Origin of the sequence: Streptomyces graminilatus (assembly GCF_001418565.1) — a bacterium.
Taxonomy (GTDB): Bacteria; Actinomycetota; Actinomycetes; order Streptomycetales; family Streptomycetaceae; genus Streptomyces; species Streptomyces graminilatus.
This window is the reverse complement of record NZ_LIQQ01000516.1, coordinates 1-18,568: the sequence shown is the minus strand read 5'-3', so window position 1 is coordinate 18,568 and position 18,568 is coordinate 1. Positions and strand designations below refer to the sequence as shown.

Here is an 18,568-nt window from a genome sequence, read left to right as displayed (position 1 = left end):
GCTCCGCGCGGAGCGTCACCGTACCGCTGGAAGGGCTCGAAGATGCGGTCCTTCGCCTCGTCCGGCACGCCCCTCCCCCGGTCCACCACCCGCACCTCCACCCGCTCGGCGATGGCGCTGGCGGCCACGAGCACCGTCTCCCCCGCCGGGCTGTACTTGACGGCGTTCTCGACCAGGTTGGCCACCGACCGCTCCAGCAGCCCGGGGTCCACGGCGACCATCGGCAGGGTCTCGGGAATGTCCAGCTCGACGCTGTCCTCGGGTACGCCTCCCAGCGCCATCGGCACCACCTCGTCGAGGTCGATCTCCCTGATCAGCGGGGTGACGGTGCCGGTCTGGAGCCGGGACATGTCCAGCAGGTTGCCCACGAGGTGGTCCAGCCGGTCCGCCCCGTCCTCGATGCCGGCCAGCAGTTCGGCCCGGTCCTCCTCGGACCACGCCACGTCGTCCGACCGCAGCGACGAGACCGCCGCCTTGATCCCGGCCAGTGGGGTACGGAGGTCATGGCTGACGGCGGCCAGCAGCGCCGTGCGGATCCGGTTGCCCTCGGCGAGGGTACGGGCCTCGTCGGCCTGGGACTGGAGGCGTCGGCGGTCCAGCACCACGGCCGCCTGGGCGGCGAACGCGGCGAGCACACGCCGGTCGGCGGCGGGCAGTACCCGGCCGGACAGCGCGAGCGCCAGGTTGTCGCCGACCGGCATGTCCACGTCCGCGTCCTCCGGCCGCTCCACCGCCTGCCGGGTGCCGACGCTGCCCGCGCAGGTCCACGGATCGACGTCTGAGGCGCGTTCCAGCAGGGCCACGGACTCCATGCCGAAGGTCTCCCTGACCCGGTCCAGAAGCGCCTCCAGGCTGGTCTCCCCGCGCAGGACACTGCCCGCGAGGAAGGAGAGGATCTCCGACTCGGCCCGCAGCCGGGCCGCCTGGTGCGTGCGCCGGGCGGCCAGATCCACCACGGACGCCACCGACACGGCGACCCCGAAGAAGATCACCAGGGCGACGATGTTCTTCGGGTCGGCGATGGTCAGCCGGTGGTACGGCGGTGTGTAGTAGTAGTTCAGCAGCAGGGAGCCGACGGCCGCCGAGGCCAGCGCCGGGAAGAGGCCGCCGAGCAGGGCCGCCGCCACCGTGAGCGCCAGGAAAAGCAGCATGTCGTTGGCGAGGCCGAGGTCGACGGCGTTCAGCAGCAGCGCGAGCAGCACCGGACCGGCCACGCCGACCAGCCAGCCCCACACGATCCGCGCCCGCCCGAGCCGGGCCCCCCGGGCCACCGGCAGCCCGCGGCCCTTGCCCGCCTCGTCATGGGTGATCAGATGGACGTCGAGGTCGGGCCCCGAGTCCCGGGCCACGGTCGCGCCGACACCGGGACCGAAGACGTACTGCCAGGTCTTTCGCCGGGAGACACCCAGCACGATCTGCGTGGCGTTCACCCCCCTGGCGAAGTCCAGCAGCGCCACGGGGACGTCGTCCCCGACCACATGGTGAAACGTTCCGCCGAGGTCCTCGACCAGCGTCCGCTGGACGGCCAGCTCCTTCGGCGAGGCGTTGGTCAGACCGTCGCTGCGGGCGATGTAGACGGCCATGACCTCGCCGCCCGCGCCCTTCTCCGCGAGCCGTGCGGCCCGCCGGATCAGCGTGCGGCCCTCGGGCCCGCCGGTCAGTCCGACCACGATCCGCTCGCGCGAGCCCCAGATCCTGGAGACCTGGTGCTCGCTGCGGTACTCGGTGAGGTACTCGTCGACCCGGTCCGCCACCCACAACAGCGCCAGCTCCCGCAGAGCGGTCAGGTTCCCCGGCCGGAAGTAGTTGGCGAGAGCCGCGTCGACCTTGTCGGACTTGTAGATGTTGCCGTGCGCCATCCGCCGCCGCAGCGCCTGTGGGGACATGTCGACCAGCTCGATCTGATCCGCACGCCGGACCACCTCGTCGGGGACGGTCTCCTGTTGACGTACACCAGTGATCGACTCAACCACATCACCCAACGACTCAAGATGTTGAATGTTGACAGTCGATATGACGTCAATACCCGCGGCCAGCAGCTCCTCCACGTCCTGCCAGCGCTTGGTGTTGCGCGAGCCGGGGATGTTGGTGTGCGGCAGTTCGTCCACCAGGGCGATCTGCGGCTTACGGGCGAGTACGGCGTCCACGTCCATCTCGGTGAACACGGATCCGCGGTAGGGCAGGTCCTTGCGCGGGATCTGCTCCAGCCCGTGCAGCATCACCTCGGTGCGCGGCCTGCCGTGGTGCTCCACGAAGGCCACCACGCAGTCCGTCCCGCGCTCGACACGGCGGTGCGCCTCGGACAGCATCGCGTACGTCTTGCCGACGCCCGGTGCCGCACCGAGGTAGATCCGAAGCTTGCCGCGACCCATGGCCTCATTGTCTTCCCATGTCTACTGCTCACGCAGCGTCGACCCTACGTCCAACAATGTCGACAAATGGGACAGCGGGCAGGCCGAAGCGGCTCTTTGACACAACCCTGACGCCCGGGCGAACGGAACACGGGCCGCACTCCTCACCCGAGGAATACGGCCCGTGCCACAGAACGTGCGCTGCGCGTCCGCGCCCCAAAGGGGCGCGGGGAACTGCGCGACCAGCCCCCACCGGGCCCGCGGCGAACAACCCGCGTAACCGGCGGAGCCCTCAGCGAACCTCGGTGATCTCCGGCCCACGCTGGAGCTGGCCCATGCCACCGCCGAAGCGGGAACCGGCCTCCTCCTCGACCTGCTGCACCCCTTCGGGCACCATCTGCGCGTCGTTCGGCAGCTTCAGGACGATCGGGTCGCGGGGCGCCATCGGCCCCTCGCCACGGACGACGACCGTGTCCCGGAAGATCTGCTCCAGGAGACCGGCCGCCTGCGGCTGCACGGCGCCCTGCCCGGAGATGACCCCGCGCAGGAACCAACGCGGACCGTCCACACCGACGAACCGCACGACCTGGAAACCGCCGGTGCCGTCCGGCAGCTGCACCGGCACCTGCGCCCGCAGCTCCCAGCCCAGCGGCCCCTCGACCTCGTCGACGATGCCACCCTGCTGGGTGATACCGCTGGCGATCTCCTCGCGCACCTCGCCCCAGATGCCCTCGCGCTTGGGCGCGGCGAAGGCCTGGAGCTGCACGGCGCTGTCGCGCAGCACGACGGTCGCCGCGACGATCGCGTCGCCCGCGACCTCTACCCGCAGCTCCATGCCGTCGACCCCGGGCACGAAGAGTCCGCCCAGGTCCACCCGGCCCTCGCCGGGCTCGCGCACCTCGGTGTCGTCCCAGGGCCCGTCGGGACGCGGCTCCGGCTCCAGCCGGACGCGCGTACGCGAACCCACTGCTTCGTCCGCCTCAGTGTCGACGCTGTCGACGACCTGCTCGGCCTCGCCGGCCGCGTCCCCGGCGGCACCCTTCTTGTTGCGACGTCCGAACACGTCACTGTCCTTCCCGGTCGGATACGACCGAAGCGTATCGATTCCCACCCGTAGTGCCGCCTACTGCGGCCTGACCGCTGTGACCGCCCGCACCGCCCACCGAGGCGTGACCTCCGGTGGACCCGAAGCCCCCCTCGGCGCGCGCCGAGCCGGGAAGTTCCGCGACCTCCCGGAAGCGGACCTTCTCGACCTGCTGGACGACCAGTTGGGCGATTCTGTCGAAGCGCTCGAACCGCACTGTTTCGTGCGGGTCGAGATTCACCACGATTACCTTGATCTCCCCACGGTACCCGGCATCAACCGTCCCCGGGGCATTCACCAGAGCGACACCGCACCGGGCCGCGAGGCCCGAACGGGGGTGCACGAAGGCCGCGTACCCGTCCGGGAGCGCGATGGAAACCCCGGTGGGGAGAACAGCGCGTTCCCCGGGCGCCAGTTCGCAGTCCTCCGTGGTCCGCAGGTCGGCTCCGGCGTCGCCCGGCTGCGCGTACGCCGGAAGCGGTACGTCCGGGTCGACGCGGCGGATGGACACGTCCAGGGGCTCACGGCCCATGGGGGCGGGGATCACGGGTTCACCTCGAATGCGCGGGCGCGCCGGAGCTGGTCCGGGTCGCTCATGGCGGCCCGGATCTCCTCCGGGCGGCCGTTTTCGATGAAGTGGTCGACCTTGACCTCGATGAAGAGGGCCTCGGCGCGCACCGCGACGGGCCCGTCGGGGCCGCCGATGCGTCCGGTGGCGGTCGAGTAGATCTTGCGCCGGGCCACCGCCGTGACCTCGGCCTCCAGGTGGAGCAAGGTGCCCACGGGCACGGGCCGGACGAACTCGGTCTCCAGCCGTCCGGTCACGGCGATGGTGCGCAGCAGCCAGTTCAGCGAGCCGAGCGTCTCGTCCAGCGCGCTGGCGAGGACGCCGCCGTGGGCGAGGCCGGGGGCGCCCTGGTGGGCCTCCCGCACGGTGAACTCGGCGGTGACCGTGACGCCCTCTCCGGCCCGGGCGGCGAGGTGCAGCCCATGGGGCTGCCCGGCACCGCATCCGAAACACTGTTCGTAGTGGCTTCCGAGGAGCTCGCCGGGCGCGGGCGCGTCCGGTTGCCGCACGGGCGCCACGGCGTCGGCGGGGGGCTTCAGAGCTGCGGAAGTACCACTCACAGCCGCAGACCTTACCCGCGAGTCGGCTCCCGGCCGACACCGTGCCAAGCTTGGCTTCATGCAGCTTTCCGCCTCCCCGTACGAAGAACGCCTCACGGCCCCCCGTTCCTGGTGGCTGATCTCGTTCCTGGTCGGCGTCTCCTTCGCCCTGATCCTGCTTCCGTTCGGCACGCTGCCCCTGCTCGGCGGCCTGGTGGGCGGCACCGCGGTGGCCTCGGTGGCGGCGAGTTCGTACGGCTCGATCCGGATCCGGGTCGTGGGGGACGCGTTGATCGCGGGCGAGGCGAAGATCCCGGTGTCGGCGCTGGGCGAGGCGGAGATCCTGGACGCGGAGGAGGCGCGCGCCTGGCGCACCTACAAGGCGGACACCCGTGCCTTCATGCTCCTGCGCTCCTACATCCCCACGGCGCTGCGCGTGCAGGTCACGGACCCCAAGGACCCCACGCCTTATCTGTACCTGTCGACGCGGGAGCCCGAGCGGCTGGTGGCGGCGCTGGAGTCGGCCCGGGAGGCCACGCGCGACGCGGGCTGAACCGGCCCGCGCGGCGGCTCGGCGCGCGTCGGCAAATTCTTCTCCGGCGGCGGGCAAAGACTTGCCCGCCGCACCTTTGTCCGGGGTCGTGCGGGCCCGCCGAGGCCTTTACTGCCCGAGTTCCCTCAGCCCGTCCCCGAGGGTCAGCGCGTCCTTGGGCGGCTCCAGCGGGGGCAGTTCCGGGAGCTCGTCCCAGGGGACCTGGAATCTGCGCAGGTCCTTGCGGATGCGCTCCGCGAGCTTCTTGGTGTCGCGCCGGTTCATGACCGCGCCGACGGCGGCGCCCACCATGAACGGCATGAGGTTGGGCAGGTCCCGGATCGTCCGCTTCATGATCTGCTGGCGCAGTTCGCGCTTCATCTGGCCGCCGAGGGCGACGTTGATCGTCGACGGTCTCGTCACGTCGATCCCGCGCTCGCCCGACCACGAGTTGAGGTAGGCGGTACTGCGCTGCTTGAGGTTGCCGGGCGGGCGTACGCCGTAGACCTCGTGCAGCTCGGCGATCATCTTCAGCTCGATCGCGGCCACGCCGGTGATCTCCGCGGCCAGCTCGGTCGGCATGGCCGGAGGCACGGGCAGCATCGCCGCCGCGCCGATGCCCGCGCCGACGGTCGCCGTTGCGCTCGCGGCGCCCACGACGAGCTTGTCCGCGAGTTGCTCGGGGCCGAGGCCCGGGAACTGCCGTCGGAGGGTGGCGAGGTCGCGTACGGGGATACGCGGGGCGTTCTCGATGATCCGGTCGGTGACGTACGCCAGGCCCGCCCTCGCGCGGCTGCGGCCCTTGCGGATGCCTTCCATGGCCCTCGCCCGGATCGTGGCCGTCCGCCACCCGGTGACGGGTGCGGAAGGCTCGGCCGGCACCGGGAGGTCGTCCCTGTGGTCGGCCGGCCCGGCGGCCGGTTCGAGCGAGGCCGATCCTGTACCGGATGAGCCCCGCTCGTCGTCACGCACACCATGAGGGCCGTCCTGCGGCCCCTGGTCCGCTCCCCGCGAGGGGAAGCGGCGCTTCCAAGGAGGGGTCGAGCCAGTCACGGCCGACCCTGCCTCAGTCGCAGTCGCGGCAGATCGGCTGACCGTTCTTCTCGCGGGCCAGCTGGCTGCGGTGGTGCACCAGGAAGCAGGTCATGCAGGTGAACTCGTCCTGCTGCTTGGGCAGCACCCGGACGGCCAACTCCTCGTTCGAGAGGTCCGCTCCGGGCAGTTCGAGGCCCTCGGCGGCCTCGAACTCGTCGACGTCCACGGAGGACGTCGACTTGTCGTTCCTCCTGGCCTTCAGCTCTTCAAGACTGTCCGAGTCGACGTCGTCGTCGGTCTTGCGTGGGGTGTCGTAATCCGTTGCCATGTCGCGCTCTCCCCCTCTGGGTGTCTGCGGTGTCTCAGCGCAGGTAACGCGTGAGAGGCCGGACTTGTGCCCGACCTGAGGCGGAGATTTTGCCTCACATCAAGGTCTGTTACTCAATCGACACCCAACCGACCCCCTTGAGAGAGATCAGCATGGATGGCGATCGGGACCGTACACGGTCCGAATGCCACACTTCAAAGGCCCCCACCGTGTACTTCCCGTGATCAAGACCCCCGAAAACCCGGAATTACCGGGCCTTACGAGGACTTGCACAATCACGGAGAGTGGATGGCCGAAAATTCGCCCTTGTGATCGATCACACACAAGGTAGCGGGGAGGGTACCCCGGAAATTCCGCGCAAAGCGAACATCCTCGCGTGTCGGCGACATGATCTCAGATCGACAGGGCCACTCGCATCACGAGTCCACCTCCCTCACGCGGTACGGCCGAGATGTGGCCACCGTGGGCGCGCGCCACAGAGCGCGCGATCGACAGGCCTAGGCCCACACCCTTGTCACTGCCCGTACGCTCCGTACGCAGCCGTCTGAAGGGCTCGAAGAGGTTGTCGATCTCGTACGCCGGGACCACGGGACCCGTGTTCGAGACAATCAGCACCGCCTGCCCGTGCTGGACCTCCGTCGTCACCTCGACCCAGCCGTCCTCCGGGACGTTGTACCGCACCGCGTTCTGCACGAGGTTCAGCGCGATCCGCTCCAGCAGCACGCCGTTGCCCTGGACCACCACGGGATCCCGCTTCCCCCGGAACACGACCCCCTTGGCCTCCGCCTCGGCGTGCACCTGGTCGACCGCGTGTTCGGCGACCTCGGCGAGGTCCACCGGCTTGCGCTCGATGATCTGGTTGTCGCTGCGGGCGAGCAGCAGCAGCCCCTCGACGAGCTGCTCGCTGCGCTCGTTGGTGGCCAGCAGCGTCTTGCCCAGTTGCTGGAGCTCCGGCGGCGCGCCCGGATCGGACAGGTGCACTTCGAGGAGCGTGCGGTTGATCGCGAGCGGTGTTCTCAGCTCGTGCGAGGCGTTGCCGACGAATCTCTGCTGAGCGGTGAACGCCCTCTGCAGCCGCTCCAGCATCTCGTCGAAGGTGTCCGCCAGCTCCTTCAGCTCGTCGTCCGGGCCGTCCAGCTCGATGCGGCGAGACAGGTCCGAGCCCGCCACCGCGCGCGCGGTGCGGGTGATCCGGCCGAGCGGTGACAGGACCCGGCCGGCCATGGCGTAGCCGAAAGCGAAGGCGATGATCGCGAGGCCGAGCAGGGCCAGCAGGGAGCGGCTGAGAAGGTTGTCCAGGGCGACCTGGCGCTGACCGTCGATGCAGGCGCTGATCGCCTGGTTGAAGGTGTCGAGCGACAGGTCCGTGGCGTTGTTCACAGCGGGGCAGTTGTCGCTGGTGACCTTGATGGCGTTGCCGTCGACGATCTTGAAGAGCGGTTCGTTGCCCGTGTTCAGCGCCTGGGCGGCCAGCAGGTAGATGATCGACAGCAGCAGGATGCCGGCGATCAGGAACATGCCGCCGTACAGCAGCGTCAGGCGTATGCGGATGGTCGGGCGCAGCCAGGGCAGTTGCTGCGGCTTCCTCGGGTCCCAGGTGGGCTTCGGAGGCGCCTTCGGGGGGACGGGTGTCGTGGCCATCGATTCAGATCCGATAGCCGGAGCCCGGCACGGTGACGATCACAGGGGGCTCGCCCAGCTTGCGACGCAGGGTCATCACGGTCACGCGGACAACGTTGGTGAACGGGTCGGTGTTCTCGTCCCAGGCCTTCTCCAGGAGCTGCTCAGCGGAGACGACCGCGCCCTCGCTGCGCAGCAGCACCTCCAGGACGGCGAACTCCTTGGGCGCGAGCTGGACTTCCTTGCCGTCGCGGAAGACCTCCCGGCGGTTGGGGTCGAGCTTGATCCCGGCGCGCTCCAGGACGGGCGGCAGCGGCAGGCTCGTACGCCGGCCGAGGGCACGCACGCGTGCCGTCAGCTCGCTGAAGGCGAAGGGCTTGGGGAGGTAGTCGTCGGCGCCGATCTCCAGGCCCTCGACCCGGTCGCTGACATCCCCGGACGCCGTGAGCATCAGCACGCGCGTGGGCATGCCGAGTTCGACGATCTTGCGGCAGACGTCGTCGCCGTGCACCAGCGGGAGGTCCCGGTCGAGGACGACCACGTCGTAGTCGTTGACGCCGATGCGCTCCAGGGCCGCCGCGCCGTCGTACACGACGTCGACGGCCATGGCCTCCCGGCGCAGTCCGGTGGCCACCGCATCGGCGAGCAGTTGCTCGTCCTCGACGACGAGTACGCGCACGTCGTTGTCCTTCCTCGGGGTCGCCCGCGGGCCGGGACGGCACGTTGGCGGAAACATTCCTGTGGTCAAGGCCTCCATCCTGCCGCTTTCGCCCGTAAACCGGTTGTAAGGGGCTCGCGGCGGGATCGCCGCTTTGCGGCTTCCCGGCCGGCCCTGGCCGCTCCTGCCGCCGGGCGGGGGAAGAAATCTTGATGGGTGGAGGTTTCCTCCGCGGGGAGCGGGGGGAGGACGGCTTTACACCCCGCGATCACGCTCTGCATGTGCCATGACACCTTGTGGCACGACAGGCCGCATTCCGCAGAGCGGGCGTGGGTGTCCGGCACCGTCGCCGCCCGGCAGGGCAGCGCTGGGCACCCAGTCCGAGACGTGATCGCCCCTTCCGGACGGCACACCCCCGTGCCGTCGACCCACGACCCAGGACGAGGGGGCGCAGCATGGACGCATTCACCGCAGGACTTCTGCAGCGCATTAGGGCGACCGAGACCGACCTTGCACGGGCTCGCGACGAGGGCGACGACTTCCTCGTCGAGGTGGAAGAGGCCGACCTCGACGAACTGCGCCGTCTCGCGGCGGAACACGGCGTGGAGGTCGGCGCGACCAGCGTCTGATCCAGTCCGTATTCAGTCCGTAGTAGAGAAAAAGGGGAGCCCCGGCATCGATCCAGTGCCGGGGCCTCCTCTTTTTCGTTGGCTCTTCGGGGCCGGCCGTCGGTCAGTCGTGCCAGGCGCCGAAGTCCTCCAGGAGGTGCTGGAGGGGCTCGAAGACCCCCGGGGTGCCCGCGACCGTCAGATCGCGTGACGGGCGCTCTCCCGGGCGTCCACCAGTCAGCGCGCCCGCCTCCCGGGCGATGAGGTCGCCCGCGGCGAAGTCCCAGGCGTTGAGGCCGCGCTCGTAGTAGCCGTCCAGCCGGCCCGCCGCCACATCGCACAGGTCGACCGCCGCCGAGCCGCCGCGCCGGATGTCGCGCAGCAGCGGGATCAGCCGCCGGGCCACCTCGGCCTGGTGGGCCTTGACCTCGGCGACGTAGTTGAAGCCCGTCGAGACCAGGGCCTGGTCCAGGGGCGGGGCCGGACGGACGGCGAGCCGGCGTTCGCCCTCCCAGGCGCCGGTGGCCCAGGCTCCCCCGCCGAGCACCGCGTGGTACGTCTCGCCGCGCATCGGCGCCGCGACCACGCCGACGATCCGCTCGCCGTCCCGCTCGGCGGCGATGGAGACGGACCAAGTGGGCAGTCCGTACAGGTAGTTGACCGTGCCGTCGAGCGGGTCGATGACCCAGCGGATGCCGCTGCTGCCCTCGCTGGAGGCACCTTCCTCGCCGAGGAAGCCGTCGTCGGGGCGGTGGCCGGAGATCACGTCGGTGATCAGTTTCTCCGCCGCGATGTCCATCTCCGTGACGACGTCGATGGGGCTGGACTTGGTGGCGGCGACGGCGAGATCGGCCGGCCGGCCGTCCCTCAGCAGCGCTCCCGCGCGGCGGGCCGCCTCCTGGGCGAGCCGGAGCAGTTCGGGCAGCAGGGGGTCGCTCACAGGGATCCTCACGCGTACGGGCTGTCGGCGCCCGCGGCGGCGGGCCTGGGGGCACGGGACGGGCAGCAGCCCACGGGGCAGAGGTTCCGGGTCGCGCCGAGCGTGCCCAGGGCGCACGGCGTGATGTCCTGGCCGTTCTCGGTGGCGGCGCGCTCCAGGACGAGGTCCCGGATCGCGGCGGCGAAGCGCGGGTCGGCGCCCACGGTCGCGGCGCGGCGCATGGGCAGGCCCAGTTCCTCGGCCTTCGCCTTCGCCTCCGTGTCGAGGTCGTACAGGATCTCCATGTGGTCCGACACGAACCCGATCGGCGAGATCACGACGGCCGGGACACCGGCGCCGTGCAGCTCCTCCAGGTGGTCGCAGATGTCGGGCTCCAGCCACGGGATGTGCGGGGCTCCGGAACGGGACTGGTAGACGAGCCGCCAGGGATGGTCGACGCCGGTCCGCTCGCGCACCGCGTCCACGATCAGCCGCGCGGTGTCCAGGTGCTGCTTCACATAGGCGCCGCCGTCCCCGTGGTCCTCGACGGGCCCGGAGGTGTCGGCGGACGCGGTCGGGACGGAGTGGGTCGAGAAGGCGAGGTGCGCGCCGTCCCTGACGTCCTCGGGCAGCTCGGCGAGGGAGGTGAGCACGCCGTCGATCATGGGCTCGAGGAAGCCCGGGTGGTTGAAGTAGTGCCGCAGCTTGTCGACCCGGGGCAGGTCGAGGCCCTCGGCCTCCAGGGCGGCCAGGGAGTCCGCGAGGTTCTCGCGGTACTGGCGGCAGCCCGAGTACGAGGCGTACGCGCTGGTGGCGAGGACGAGGACGCGGCGTCTGCCGTCCTGGACCAGCTCGCGCAGGGTGTCGGTCAGATACGGGGCCCAGTTGCGGTTGCCCCAGTAGACCGGCAGATCCAGACCGTGATCGGCGAAGTCCTTGCGCAGGGCGTCCAGGAGGGCGCGGTTCTGGTCGTTGATCGGGCTGACCCCGCCGAACAGGAAGTAGTGCTGTCCGACCTCCTTGAGGCGTTCCTTGGGGATGCCCCGCCCGCGTGTCACGTTCTCCAGGAACGGAACCACGTCGTCCGGGCCCTCGGGGCCGCCGAACGAGAGCAGGAGCAGGGCGTCGTAGGGGGTGGCGTCGAGCACATCTGGCATGGCTCCGATCCTGCCACCCCCCTCTGACAGCCGGGATCCCGGCCCGCCCCGGGAGTGTGCCGGGTCCGCCCGACTCGTAAGCTGTATTGGCTCGCTTCACGCCTTACGCGCGTTTCGCCACGCCTTACCGGACCGACCGGAGACCCCCGTGCCCAGCCCTTACCGTGCTCTGTTCGCCGCCCCCGGCTCCAGGCGCTTCACCGCCGCTGGGTTCCTCGGCCGGATGCCGCTGTCGATGATGGGCATCGGCGTGGTCACGATGGTCTCCCAGCTCACCGGCCGGTACGGCCTCGCGGGCGCGCTCTCGGCGACCATGGCCCTGGCGGCGGCGGTGGTGGGCCCGCAGGTCTCCCGCCTGGTCGACCGGTACGGGCAGCGCCGCGTGCTGCGTCCGGCGACGCTCTGCGCCCTGCTGGCGTCGGCCGGGCTGCTCTGCGCCGCGCACTTCGGATGGCCGGACTGGCTGCTGTTCGTGTGCGCTGCCGGCATCGGCTGCGTCCCGAGCGTCGGCTCGATGACCCGGGCCCGCTGGGCGGCCGTCTACCGGGACACCCCGCAGTTGCACACCGCGTACTCGTTCGAGTCCGTGGTGGACGAGGTCTGCTTCATCTTCGGGCCGATCCTGTCGATCGGTCTGTCCACGGTGTGGTTCCCGGAGGCGGGTCCGCTGCTCGCGGCCTGCTTCCTGGCGGCCGGTGTCTTCTGGCTGACCTCTCAGCGCGACACCGAACCGGAGCCGCATCCGCTCTCGCAGCACCGGGGCGGCTCGGCGCTGCGCTCCGCCGGGCTCCAGGTCCTGGTGGTCACCTTCGCGGCGGTCGGGGCGATCTTCGGGGCAGTCGACGTGGTCAGCGTCGCCTTCGCCGAGGAACAGGGCCACAAGGGCGCCGCGAGCGTCGTGCTGGCCCTCTACGCGGCGGGCTCCTGCGCGGCCGGAGCCGTGTTCGGGCTGCTGCACCTCCCGGGAGCCCCGGAACGCCGGTGGTTGCTGGGCGTATGTGCGATGGCCGTGAGTATGATCCCCCTCCTACTGGTCGGAAACTTGCCGTCTCTGGCCGTGGCGCTGTTCGTTGCGGGTCTGTCCATCGCTCCCACGATGATCACGACGATGTCCCTCGTCGAACAGCACGTACCACGCGCGCAACTGACCGAGGGCATGACCTGGGTGACCACCGGGCTCGCGGTCGGTGTCGCGCTCGGCTCCTCCGTGTCCGGCTGGGTGATCGACGCCGCCGGTGCGAGCGCCGGGTACGGGGTTCCGGTGGCGTCCGGGGCCGTCGCGGTAGCGGTCGGTTTCCTCGGGTACCGCCGGCTCAGCAGGCCGGTTCCGTGTCGGGGAGGCACCGTTGAACAGCGCAGTGAACGGCAGGAGCGGCACGTGGCGTAACTGGGCGGGCAACGTCACCGCCCGGCCCGTCCGGGAGGTCACGCCCGCTTCCGTGGAGGAACTGTCCGCGGCCGTGCGGCAGGCAGCCTCGGACGGCCTGAAGGTGAAGGCCGTGGGCACCGGGCACTCCTTCACGGCGACCGCCGCCACGGACGGGGTGTTGATCCGCCCTCAACTGTTGACCGGAATCCGCAACATCGACCGGGCGAACATGACGGTCACGGTCGAGGCGGGCACTCCGCTCAAGAGACTCAACATGGCTCTCGCCCGCGAGGGCCTGTCGCTCACGAACATGGGCGACATCATGGAGCAGACGGTCTCGGGCGCCACCAGCACCGGCACGCACGGCACGGGCCGCGAGTCGGGCTCGATAGCCGCCCAGATCAGGGGACTTGAACTGGTGAAGGCGGACGGTTCGCTGCTCGTCTGCTCCGAGAAGGAGAATCCGGAGGTCTTCGCGGCGGCCCGGGTCGGTATCGGTGCCCTCGGGATCATCACGGCGATCACCTTCGCCGTGGAGCCCCTCTTCCTGCTCACCGCCCGCGAGGAGCCGATGACCTTCGACAAGGTCACCAGCGCGTTCGACGAACTCTGGGCCGAGAACGAGCACTTCGAGTTCTACTGGTTCCCGCACACCGGCAACACCAACACCAAGCGCAACAACCGCAGCGCGGGCCCCGAGAAGCCGGTCAGCCGGATCAGCGGCTGGATCGAGGACGAGTTCCTCTCCAACGGCGTGTTCCAGGTGGCCCAGTTGGTCGGCCGCACGGTGCCCGCCACGATCCCGGCGATCGCCCAGGTCTCCAGCAAGGCCCTGTCCGCGCGGACGTACACCGACATCCCGTACAAGGTCTACACGTCGCCGCGCCGGGTGCGGTTCGTGGAGATGGAGTACGCCGTTCCGCGCGAGGCCCTGGTGGCCACGCTGCGCGAACTCAAGGCGATGGTCGACCGGTCGGACCTGCGGATCAGCTTCCCCGTGGAGGTGCGCACGGCCCCCGCCGACGACATCGCCCTGTCCACGGCGTCGGGCCGCGACAGCGCCTACGTCGCCGTGCACATGTTCCGGGGGACGCCCTACCAGGCGTATTTCACGGCCGCCGAGCGGATCTTCACGGCGCACGAGGGACGGCCGCACTGGGGCAAGGTGCACACCCGGGACGCCGAGTACTTCGCCGGCGTCTACCCGCGCTTCGGCGAGTTCACCGCGCTGCGGGACCGGCTCGACCCTGAACGCCTGTTCCAGAACGACTACTTGCGGCGGGTGCTCGGCGCGTAGCGCGGCAATTGGTGCCGTTTCCGATGTTTACGCGAACCCGGCCGCGTCCGAGGTCACGGAACCGGCGGGAGAACGGCCAACTCGCACTCCCCGGCAGCAATTGGATGGCGTGCCAATCCACGCACGTGGCCCAAATGGAGTACTGTTGCGAGCCCTGGGTCCGGTCTCCCGCCTGGGCGTCCGGGGCCTTGCAGGACCGTCAAGAGGGGGCTCGTTGCACAGGGTGACGGAGTTAGTCACTTAGCGTTGCGAATAGATAACCGTGACATAACGGCGGCCTCGGGCCCTCACCCGACACGCCGGGCAACTCGGCAAGGTTGTGGCAGGCTGCACCCGGGCAGGCCACACTCGACTAGCGGAAGCAGCGACGCACGTGACGTCGGCAGGCACCACCCGGGAGGTCCCCATGCCCGAACTGCGTGTCGTGGCCGTCTCTAACGACGGCACACGGCTGGTGCTGAAGGCTGCGGACAGCACGGAGTACACGCTTCCGATCGATGAGCGTCTGCGCGCCGCTGTACGCGGCGACCGTCCCCGCCTCGGCCAGATCGAGATCGAGGTGGAGAGTCATCTCCGCCCCCGCGACATCCAGGCACGGATACGTGCCGGCGCGTCCGCGGAAGAGGTGGCACAGCTCGCCGGGATCCCGGTGGACCGCGTACGCCGCTTCGAGGGCCCCGTGCTGGCCGAGCGCGCCTTCATGGCCGAGCGGGCCAGAAAGACTCCGGTCCGCCGGCCCGGCGAGAACGCCGGTCCCCAGCTCGGCGAGGCCGTGCAGGAGCGGCTGCTGATCCGTGGCGCCGACAAGGACACCGTCCAGTGGGACTCGTGGCGTCGCGACGACGGCACCTGGGAAGTCCTGCTGGTCTATCTGGTCGCCGGTGAACCCCACTCGGCGAGCTGGACGTACGACCCGCCCCGGCGGCTCGTACAGGCGGTCGACGAGGAGGCCCGCTCGCTGATCGGCGAGTCGGACGATCTCGCGGCACCCGAGCCCAGCTTCCCGTTCGTACCGCGCATCGCCCGGCTGCCGCGCGACCGCCCGCTGGACCGCCCTGCCCTGCCCGCGCCGTCGTCCGAGCCCGTCGAGGAGGGCGTGAGCGCGAGCGAGCGCGATTCGCTGACGAGCCTTCTGGAGGCGGTACCGAGCTTCCGCGGTGACATGGTCGTACCGGAACGGCCCGCCTCGGCGGAAGTCCCGGAGGAACCGGACACCGAGCAAGAGGTGGAGGAGCCCCCGGCTCCGGCGGCCTCGGCCGGTTCCGCGTACGCGGACGTACTGATGCCCCGCTCGGTCGGCGCCCACCGTGACCGGCTCGTCGGCGCCACCGACCGTCAGGCCGAGGCGGACGGTGTCCGGCCCGGCCGCAGGGCTGCGGTGCCGAGCTGGGACGAGATCGTGTTCGGTACGCGCCGCAAGAACAAGGAGTAGCCCCGCGGGGTGGCTCCGCCGGGTAAGCAGGTCGTTCACCGCGGGCCCGGTGGGGGCTGGTCGCGCAGTTCCCCGCGCCCCTGACGGGGCGCGTTCCGCGCCCGTCCCCGCCAGTTTCAGGCCCGCGCGCCCGACAGGTGGCTGTGTTCCCCGTTCAGGTGAACGGGGAACACAGGGACTGCCGATCCGGTGGGCTACTGGGGGTCCGGGCCCACGGCCACCGGGCGGGTCGGGTCACTCGACCATTCCGACCAGGAGCCGACGTACAGGGCGGCCGGGATGCCCGCCACCGCCAGGGCCAGGACCTCGTGGGCGCCCGAGACGCCCGAGCCGCAGTACACGCCCACCGGGGTGGCGTCCGTCGCGCCCAGGGTCTTGAAGCGGGCCGTCAGTTCCTCCGCGGGCAGGAAGCGTCCGTCCGGCCCCACGTTCTCGTTCGTGGGCGCGGAGACGGCGCCCGGGATGTGTCCGCCGACCCGGTCGATGGGCTCGACCTCACCCCGGTAACGCTCCCCCGCGCGCGCGTCGAGCAGCACCCCGGAGCGGGCCAGCGCGGCGGCCCCGTCCGCGTCGAGCAGCTCCGCCGCTCCCGGCACCGGCGTGAAGTCGCCCTCGGCGGGCGCCGGTGCGTCCGCGTCGAGCGCCCCCTCCCAGGACGGCAACCCGCCGTCGAGGACCCGCACGTCCGGGTGACCCGTCCAGCGCAGCAGCCACCAGGCGCGGGCCGCCGCCCAGCCCTGTCCGCCGTCGTACACGACGACCGGGACGCCGGACGAGACGCCCGCGCGGCGCATGGCGGCGCCGAACACCTCCAGGTCGGGCAGCGGATGGCGGCCGGCCGGTCCCGCCGCCGAGGCGAGTTCCCGGTCCAGGTCGACGAAGACCGCCCCGGGAAGGTGCCCGGCGGCGTACTCGGCACGCCCGTCGAAGGGCGCCGCGCCGGCCGCGGCGGCCATGCTCAACTGCCAGCGGACGTCGAGCAGGACGGGCGGGACGGAACCGGCCAACTCGTTCACGAGTTCGGGTGCGGAGATGATGGCGTTCATGACCCCATCCTTGCGCACGGGGTGGCCCCGGCGGCCAGGTCGGGCTACTCTCCCGCCGGACAGGTTCGATCACACGGTGTACGGGATCGAGCACATGCTGTACGACTGGTGGACACCTGCGTCAATTGGGTGGAAACAGGCGGGAAACGCCGGGTCAGGCACCCTTGGGACGAGGACGTACGGGGTCGGCGCGGCCCGGGCGCGCGGTACCGCGCGTGGTGCGAGCATCGGCACGGAGCGTGCGTGCGCGAGAACGCGGCACGGTACGGCGGACGTACGCGATGGAGCACGCCGTACGACGGCATGCGGCAGGTCCGCCGACGCGGCGGACAGCGGAAGTGACACGGCCACCGCGAGGGGTCGAGAAGAGAGTGACGATGACCGAGGCACGGGAGTCGGCCGACCGGAACAGCGAAACGCCGGCCCGGCACGCGCCCGGCACACCCTGCTGGGTGAGTCTGATGGTGCACGGGATGACGGCGACCCAGGACTTCTACGGGGCGTTGTTCGGCTGGGAGTTCGAGCTGGGCCCGCAGCAGCTCGGCTGGTACGTACGGGCCCTGCTCGACGGTCAGGAGGTGGCCGGCATCGGCCAACTGCCGCCGGACCGCCACCTTCCGGTCGCCTGGACGCCGTATCTGGCGACGGACGACGTGGACCACACGGCGGAGATGGTCCGGCACTCGGGCGGCACCGTGGGGGTGGGCCCCCTGGACGCGGCCGAGGCGGGCCGGCTGGCGATCGCCTCCGACCCGATGGGCGCGGTGTTCGGCATCTGGCAGACCGCCGCCCATCTGGGCACGGGCATCACCGGTGTGCCCGGCACCCCCGCCTGGAACGAGCTGGTGACACGCGACTCGTCGAGCGTCGCCAAGTTCTACGAGACCGTCTTCGGCTACGAGGAGGAGCCCGTCGTGTCGGCGGACTTCGACTACGTCACCCTGATCGTCGGGGGGCGGCCGGTCGCCGGCATCCACGGGGTGGGCAACTTCCTGCCCCGCGACCGTGGTCCGCACTGGCTGACGTACTTCGAGGTGGCCGACACGGACGCGGCGGCCACTCGTCTGGTGGACCTGGGCGGCCATGTCGTCGAGCCGCCGCACGACAGCGCGCACGGCCGTGTGGCGACGGTGACGGACCCGGAGGGGGCGATGTTCTCGCTGATCCAGGGAGCCCGCTGACGGCCTCCAGGAAGGCGCCTACGCGGGTCGCAGGACGCTGTGGATCGCCGCCTCACCGGCCGCGAAGATCGAGTCCTCGCGCACCCTCGCTCCCGGACTGGGGGCGTGCATCATCATGCCGTCACCGACGAAGACGCCCACATGACCGACATGGCCCGCCTCACCGTGGAAGAAGACGAGGTCGCCGGGCCGGACGTCGGCCACGTTGATGGCCATGCCGGCGCTCGCCTGCTCGTGCACGGAACGCGGGAGGGCGACCCCGGCGGCCTTCCACGCGGCCTGGATGAGACCGGAGTTGTCGTACGAGCCCGGCCCGACCGCGCCCCAGACGCACGGCCTGCCGATCTGGGCGCGGGCGAAGGCGACCGCCTTCGCGGCCTTGGCGCCGGGCTCCAGACCCAGCGCGAGGCCGATGGCACCGCTCATGCCCGTCGCGGCACCCGGAAACGGCTCGGTGGCGAGGTGATAGGTCCCGGTGGCGTAGGCCGTCTGTGTGCCGTGGGAGGGGGTGTGGGCCGCGTGGGACGGGGTAAGGGTCCCGTGAGGCGCCTGCTGGGGCGCCTGTGTGCCAGGGGGAACGGTCGGCGTGCCGTAGAACGCCTGCGTGTCCTGCGGCGCCGTGGGCGTTCCGTAGGACGTGTCCGGCGCGGGGAAAGGGGTGGCGGGGGGCAACGGTGCGGTGACGAGGGGAAGTTCGGTGACCAGGGCGTAGTCGCCGTCGCGGAGCGTGCCCGCGTAGAGGGGTGTGGCCGTGTCGCGGAACGCGTCAGCGCCCAGGGGCGCGGGCTGGGGCAGTTGCCACTCCGGGGTGGGCTGGGGGCGAGCCTCCTCCACGGAGTCGGGC

18 protein-coding genes are annotated in these 18,568 nt (G+C 70.9%); 6 read left to right on the top strand and 12 right to left on the bottom strand.

Annotated features, from left to right (window positions below; translation table 11 throughout):
• The 4 genes from AOK08_RS34735 to AOK08_RS34720 form a co-directional block, all read right to left on the bottom strand.
• Positions 1–2,372 (bottom strand): sensor histidine kinase (locus AOK08_RS34735; RefSeq protein WP_055533421.1); only part of this gene is annotated, 2,372 nt, incomplete at its 3' end.
• 271 nt (positions 2,373–2,643) lie between these two features.
• Positions 2,644–3,414, bottom strand: coding sequence for a DUF3710 domain-containing protein (locus tag AOK08_RS34730; RefSeq protein ID WP_055533419.1), 771 nt, complete (start codon positions 3,412–3,414; stop codon positions 2,644–2,646).
• A 1-nt stretch (position 3,415) separates the two neighbouring features.
• On the bottom strand, positions 3,416–3,967 hold the full coding sequence (gene dut, locus AOK08_RS34725; protein WP_055533439.1) for a dUTP diphosphatase: 552 nt from the start codon (positions 3,965–3,967) through the stop codon (positions 3,416–3,418).
• 11 nt (positions 3,968–3,978) lie between these two features.
• Positions 3,979–4,563, bottom strand: coding sequence for a PaaI family thioesterase (locus AOK08_RS34720; RefSeq protein ID WP_055533417.1), 585 nt, complete (start codon positions 4,561–4,563; stop codon positions 3,979–3,981).
• 58 nt (positions 4,564–4,621) lie between these two features.
• Here AOK08_RS34720 and AOK08_RS34715 point away from each other — a divergent pair, with 58 nt between their 5' ends.
• Positions 4,622–5,095: a DUF3093 domain-containing protein gene (locus tag AOK08_RS34715; RefSeq protein WP_055533415.1), complete on the top strand. Its 474-nt coding sequence runs from the start codon at positions 4,622–4,624 to the stop codon at positions 5,093–5,095.
• A 108-nt stretch (positions 5,096–5,203) separates the two neighbouring features.
• Here the strand turns inward: AOK08_RS34715 and AOK08_RS34710 are convergent, their stop codons facing one another.
• From AOK08_RS34710 to AOK08_RS34695, 4 genes are all read right to left on the bottom strand, one after another.
• Entirely contained in the window at positions 5,204–6,127 is a 924-nt protein-coding gene (locus AOK08_RS34710; RefSeq protein ID WP_079054443.1) for a hypothetical protein, read from the bottom strand.
• Between the two features lie 13 nt (positions 6,128–6,140).
• Positions 6,141–6,437 carry a DUF4193 domain-containing protein gene (locus AOK08_RS34705; protein WP_006380512.1) on the bottom strand — a complete coding sequence of 99 codons (297 nt, stop codon included), beginning with the start codon at positions 6,435–6,437 and terminating at the stop codon, positions 6,141–6,143.
• Between the two features lie 393 nt (positions 6,438–6,830).
• Complete coding sequence (locus AOK08_RS34700; protein ID WP_055533413.1) at positions 6,831–8,078, bottom strand: sensor histidine kinase; 1,248 nt, start codon at positions 8,076–8,078, stop codon at positions 6,831–6,833.
• Between the two features lie 4 nt (positions 8,079–8,082).
• Positions 8,083–8,736: a response regulator transcription factor gene (locus tag AOK08_RS34695; protein WP_006380516.1), complete on the bottom strand. Its 654-nt coding sequence runs from the start codon at positions 8,734–8,736 to the stop codon at positions 8,083–8,085.
• Positions 8,737–9,170: 434 nt separating this feature from the next.
• Between AOK08_RS34695 and AOK08_RS46730 the strand changes: the two genes are divergently transcribed.
• Positions 9,171–9,344 carry a hypothetical protein gene (locus AOK08_RS46730; RefSeq protein WP_198539484.1) on the top strand — a complete coding sequence of 58 codons (174 nt, stop codon included), beginning with the start codon at positions 9,171–9,173 and terminating at the stop codon, positions 9,342–9,344.
• A 103-nt stretch (positions 9,345–9,447) separates the two neighbouring features.
• On the opposite strand, the gene AOK08_RS34690 is transcribed toward AOK08_RS46730, so the two are convergent.
• Positions 9,448–10,263 (bottom strand): inositol monophosphatase family protein, encoded by an 816-nt coding sequence (locus AOK08_RS34690; protein ID WP_055533411.1) that lies wholly within the window; start codon positions 10,261–10,263, stop codon positions 9,448–9,450.
• An 8-nt stretch (positions 10,264–10,271) separates the two neighbouring features.
• Complete coding sequence (locus AOK08_RS34685; protein WP_055533409.1) at positions 10,272–11,399, bottom strand: ferrochelatase; 1,128 nt, start codon at positions 11,397–11,399, stop codon at positions 10,272–10,274.
• A gap of 148 nt (positions 11,400–11,547) precedes the next feature.
• Here AOK08_RS34685 and AOK08_RS34680 point away from each other — a divergent pair, with 148 nt between their 5' ends.
• The 3 genes from AOK08_RS34680 to sepH all read left to right on the top strand — a co-directional run bounded on the left by AOK08_RS34680 (position 11,548) and on the right by sepH (position 15,497).
• On the top strand, positions 11,548–12,786 hold the full coding sequence (locus tag AOK08_RS34680; protein ID WP_055533408.1) for an MFS transporter: 1,239 nt from the start codon (positions 11,548–11,550) through the stop codon (positions 12,784–12,786).
• Entirely contained in the window at positions 12,746–14,065 is a 1,320-nt protein-coding gene (locus AOK08_RS34675; RefSeq protein WP_055533405.1) for a D-arabinono-1,4-lactone oxidase, read from the top strand. Before AOK08_RS34680 ends, AOK08_RS34675 begins: the two co-directional genes overlap by 41 nt.
• Before the next feature lie 406 nt (positions 14,066–14,471).
• Positions 14,472–15,497 carry a septation protein SepH gene (gene sepH, locus AOK08_RS34670; RefSeq protein WP_055533425.1) on the top strand — a complete coding sequence of 342 codons (1,026 nt, stop codon included), beginning with the start codon at positions 14,472–14,474 and terminating at the stop codon, positions 15,495–15,497.
• 194 nt (positions 15,498–15,691) lie between these two features.
• Here the strand turns inward: sepH and AOK08_RS34665 are convergent, their stop codons facing one another.
• Positions 15,692–16,543 (bottom strand): sulfurtransferase, encoded by an 852-nt coding sequence (locus tag AOK08_RS34665; protein ID WP_055533403.1) that lies wholly within the window; start codon positions 16,541–16,543, stop codon positions 15,692–15,694.
• Positions 16,544–16,920: 377 nt separating this feature from the next.
• Here AOK08_RS34665 and AOK08_RS34660 point away from each other — a divergent pair, with 377 nt between their 5' ends.
• Positions 16,921–17,724: a VOC family protein gene (locus AOK08_RS34660; RefSeq protein WP_055533423.1), complete on the top strand. Its 804-nt coding sequence runs from the start codon at positions 16,921–16,923 to the stop codon at positions 17,722–17,724.
• Positions 17,725–17,742: 18 nt separating this feature from the next.
• Here AOK08_RS34660 and AOK08_RS45155 read toward each other — a convergent pair.
• The coding region (locus AOK08_RS45155; protein WP_055533401.1) for a C40 family peptidase at positions 17,743–18,568 on the bottom strand (826 nt) is incomplete at its 5' end.